The organism is Solibacillus merdavium, from assembly GCF_014836935.1.
GTDB classification, from domain to species: domain Bacteria; phylum Bacillota; class Bacilli; order Bacillales_A; family Planococcaceae; genus Solibacillus; species Solibacillus ferritrahens.
In genome coordinates, this window is sequence record NZ_JACSPW010000036.1 from 1 (window position 1) to 3,603 (window position 3,603).

General features: G+C 34.6%; 5 protein-coding genes. All 5 read right to left on the reverse strand.

The features are described 5' to 3' along the window. Positions 1 to 574: 574 nt before the first annotated feature. Entirely contained in the window at positions 575 to 1,117 is a 543-nt protein-coding gene (locus H9632_RS18555) for a T6SS immunity protein Tdi1 domain-containing protein (protein ID WP_191705543.1), read from the reverse strand. A 13-nt stretch (positions 1,118 to 1,130) separates the two neighbouring features. Continuing rightward, positions 1,131 to 2,141, reverse strand: a complete 1,011-nt coding sequence (locus H9632_RS18560; RefSeq protein ID WP_318247721.1) for a polymorphic toxin type 15 domain-containing protein — start codon at positions 2,139 to 2,141, stop codon at positions 1,131 to 1,133. Between the two features lie 330 nt (positions 2,142 to 2,471). Further along, positions 2,472 to 2,666: a hypothetical protein gene (locus tag H9632_RS18565; RefSeq protein ID WP_191705545.1), complete on the reverse strand. Its 195-nt coding sequence runs from the start codon at positions 2,664 to 2,666 to the stop codon at positions 2,472 to 2,474. 220 nt (positions 2,667 to 2,886) lie between these two features. Beyond that, positions 2,887 to 3,384, reverse strand: a complete 498-nt coding sequence (locus H9632_RS18570; RefSeq protein ID WP_225223926.1) for an antitoxin YezG family protein — start codon at positions 3,382 to 3,384, stop codon at positions 2,887 to 2,889. Positions 3,385 to 3,386: 2 nt separating this feature from the next. Next, a partial coding sequence (locus H9632_RS18575; protein ID WP_191705546.1) for a DNA/RNA non-specific endonuclease occupies positions 3,387 to 3,603 on the reverse strand: 217 nt, incomplete at its 5' end.

Consider the following 3,603-nt stretch of genomic DNA (forward strand, 5'->3'; position numbering starts at 1 on the left):
ATCCTGCAGAGATTACGTCTTTATAGCCGCCCTCTTTGAAGGACGTATACGCAACGGCCACTTTTCCGCCGACCTTTAACGGAACTAATTCTTCCTTTACTATAAAATTTCCGGGTATTATGTAAATAAAATAGAGTGCAAATAAATACTACATAATTTGCACTCTACAATTATATTTGATATATATGTTGAATGTACCTGGATTAATAAACACTATTTTTTTAGAAAATATGTTTATAATTCAATAACTCTTACCAGTTTTTGGTTTATAAGTGCTATTACGATTACCAATTATACATTCCAAAACTTGTATGAAGTATCATAGGCATAATCATCAACCGCTGGGTAAAGATTGAATTTTGACAAAGTATATTTATTTATCACTTAAGCCCTCCTAATTAACTCAAAAAAATGGCGGCAGTTGCAATTTCATTGCACACAGTACTCCATGCTGGGACAACCATCATGGAGTATGTGTTTTCAAACACCATATTATTTTTTGTTATCCACTTCGCATATATTTTGTTTTCTTATAAATATCTCTATTTGCATGGAATAAGACACATGCTTCTTATTACTGAACTGGCCCCATAAAATGAGTAATAATAAGAATATGTTCCTTCAATTTAACTTTTTTTAGATTCTCTACTTTTTCTGTTCCACCAAGCCCTAACAGAGGGGTGTATCCAAAACACTCGTCATATGACAATTCTCCACATATTTCTACTGCTTTTGGATATGGTTGCCACTTTAAATACTCGTCTCGAAATTTTTCTGAATCCAAACTTTTAAAAAAGTATAGAAAGTTTGGCATAAGTGTTTTAAGTACACCGTATCTAAAGTTAAGCAACCTTACATAACCATCAGCCCATATGACTAAATCCCCCATACTTGTTGCAAATAATACTAAAGAATCAGTATATCTTTGGCTGCTCTCTTGTAAGATATCAATGTACTCTTCTGGATTGACACTTTTAAAATAACCTGCCATAAATGTTCCAAATCCATAATCCTGCCATAAATCTATTATTTCTTTAGGGACTATATTTTTATACTTTTCAATGAGTTCACTCGGAACTTTATTCTGTAACTTAAAATCTTTTAAATATTGCTCCATTTAAACTCCTCCTTTAATGTGTTAACTTTACATTCAAATAAGTATTTTTTAGTTGTTCTAGTGTCATGTTTTTTACTTTTTCCTCGATTTGTTTATCAACAATTTTGATTCTAGACTTCCATTGACTACCTATAGAGAAATTAACCCTTTTATCTCCCATTCCTCCTATTATTTCAGGTCTTCCTCCCGCAACCTGATCTGGATTGTGAAGTGCTGCTTGGGTTTTCAGCCATTTTCCCGCCTCTTTTTCTGCTTCATCAAATGATTTTCCTTTATCCATAAATTCGGTAATTTTATCAGATAAAGCTTCTTCTCTAGCTGTTTGTTGAGCAACATTTCCTTCTTTTGCTCTACCTTCAGCAATATATTTTTCTCTATTTTTAAGATATTCGTCAACAGTTAACTCATTCATGCCCTCTTCTTGAGCTTTCAATTGCCTTCTAAATTCAGCAGAATCATGCTTTGGATTATAGTTAAACTTAACTTCAATTTCAGGAAGCTTTGCAGGTTTAATATTCGAGCCATTTTGTGGTGGTTGGGAATTTTCACCCTTACCCTGGTCCTTCGATTTCGCAGGTGTTACCGTTGTTGCGCTTACTTCACTTTTCGCCTGAGACGGTGCTTGCTGCTTTTGTGGATTCGTTGGTGTTGGAGACTTGGCTATATTTACTGTTTTATTTGTTGCTTTGCTACCCGATGTAGCTCCTGAAACAGCCTTTGCACCTAGTTTTGCACCATGCTTCACACCTTTTACTAAAGGTCCTCCTAAAATAGCAGCAACTGATACTCCGCGTTCCCAGCTTTCCAACTTTCTACCGGTAATTGGGTCTCTTCCGATCACGGCTTCAACCAATGCCTTCGCATTTCCTACTACCGGAATAAAGTCTAATCCGGCAGAGATTACGTCTTTATAGCCGCCCTCTTTGAAGGATGTATACGCAACGGCCACTTTTCCGCCGACCTTTTTCAAAGCCTTCTTCGTTTTCTTTACGGCGGCTTTGACGTTCTTTTTCGCTTGCGTCACGGCTTTTTTCGCGGCCTTCTTGACCTGTTTGACTGCTGCTTTGGCAGTAAGTACAAATAAGAGGAGAGATTACATTTGATTTTAAATACTATGTTCTCTTTAAGGAAGTTGAAGAAACGAGTGCTGATTATAATGTAACCCAAGTAGAGCACAGATGAATAAATCTTTCATCTGTGCTCTACTTTTTAATATACCATTATATAGTATATTATCCATCTAAACACTAAAAGCGTTCTTATAATTTATCCGTATTGCCCTGGGACCTTTGGTATAGGATCATCATCCATAATTTGATACTCTAATCTTTGTTCTCTTGCTTTTTTTGTAGCCTTAAGTCCCTGCTTTTCTTAAAGATTTATATAAAGCTCTATTATACTCTGCATTAGTTGGAATTAAACCTATCCCCTCGGTTAGGGGCATCATGCCTAATACATCAAGCGCTGAACCAAGGTCTTCATCCTCGTCGTCTTCGTCATCCGCTGACTCTGCAACTGAAACCGGACCTTTCACAGAGCCTTCCATCATGAATGCAAGGTTCTTTACTGCGAAGTATACAGGCTTATTTAAAATGTAATAAATAAGTAGAGCGCAAATGACCTTAGTTTATTAACTACTATTAAATAATATATACGCTACTTAACTACTTAATAATTAAATGAACGAAAGATTAATGCATCAGTCTAAGTCAATATAGCATTTAGCATTTACCATAATTTTCTTTTTCCAAACAAGGTTTTTTAAACTATTATTCATTACTATTCTCTTCTTTTTCTTTTATAGATTGTAAATAGCTCTCTAAGAACTCTTGGTCGTCTTCATCCTCAGGGATAAGTCCTAGGTACTCATACTTCCATATAATTCTTCTTTCATAATCGTTTGCTTCCGATAAATCCTCGTAGTCATAATCAATCTTTAATTCACCTTCACTGTTAAAAATAAACGTTAGATTTGTCCAAGGTTCTTGATTATTATTTTTAAATTCATACCAAAGTTCTTCTAAGGAATTTAATAAAATTCTCCATCTTTCCTTATATTCCTCTTTTTCTATACCAAACATATTCGGTATATTATGACTATGAATTGGTGAATTATTATTTATTGGATAATAAAAGAAGAAGGTGTTACCAGTATCCTCTGTAATTTCCCCATATATTAATACTTTTGACCACTCTTCTGGAATTGTTTCAACTACAATTTGAGCAATATTTTGATATATACTATTTAACTTATTTTCATCCATCATTATTAACCTCCAGGTTTATTTTTAAATTTATTAAACTCCCATTCTCCATTTCCAATCTTATGTTCTATTTCAAAACCTACTGGACGTTGCGAGTCACCTTTATAAATCGGCTGAATCTTCACTTCAACTGACTTCCCCTTACCTAGTTCCTTAACCCACATATTCTCGAGCTTCTTCCACTCACCTCTATTCAAATTACTATTCATAGGAACTAAGTTA